Below are 318 nucleotides of genomic sequence, written 5' to 3'. Positions count from 1 at the left end.
GATTGAGATTGTTTGCAAGGTCTTTTGAAGCCCGTTGCCGGACTTCGTTGCCGACACCCTCTGTCTGGCTATTTTCATGTATGGAGGATAACTGCCTATGGCAAAAAACAAAACAGAGATTCATGTTACAACGGTGTTTGACGGGGAGCTGGACGCAACCGATGTGTTCGTCAGCCTGATTTCCCAGAAATACGGTAAGACAAATATGAAAGAATATCTTGCTAAAAAGAGAGATATGAAGTATAATGAAGATGAGGTTCAAAAGAGCCAGATACCGTCTGGATTGTGTGGGTAAATGGCTATGATGAACGAAATGGA

The 318-nt window shown here is 42.8% G+C and carries 1 protein-coding gene and 1 pseudogene; one reads left to right on the top strand and one right to left on the bottom strand.

All coding sequences use genetic code 11. From position 1 onward, the window contains the following. Window positions 1-124 (bottom strand): annotated as a pseudogene (locus LI164_RS16205) (tweety protein); the annotation flags it as partial. Between LI164_RS16205 and LI164_RS15750 the strand changes: the two are divergent. Next, window positions 98-295: a hypothetical protein gene (locus tag LI164_RS15750; protein ID WP_227083179.1), complete on the top strand. Its 198-nt coding sequence runs from the start codon at window positions 98-100 to the stop codon at window positions 293-295. The pseudogene LI164_RS16205 and the gene LI164_RS15750 overlap by 27 nt on opposite strands. Window positions 296-318: the final 23 nt, after the last annotated feature.

The organism is Dorea sp. 210702-DFI.3.125 (assembly GCF_020560945.1).
In the GTDB taxonomy this organism is placed as follows: Bacteria; Bacillota; Clostridia; order Lachnospirales; family Lachnospiraceae; genus Dorea; species Dorea formicigenerans.
The sequence above is the reverse complement of the archived record's forward strand: the minus strand, read 5'-3'. Positions and strand labels throughout refer to the sequence as shown.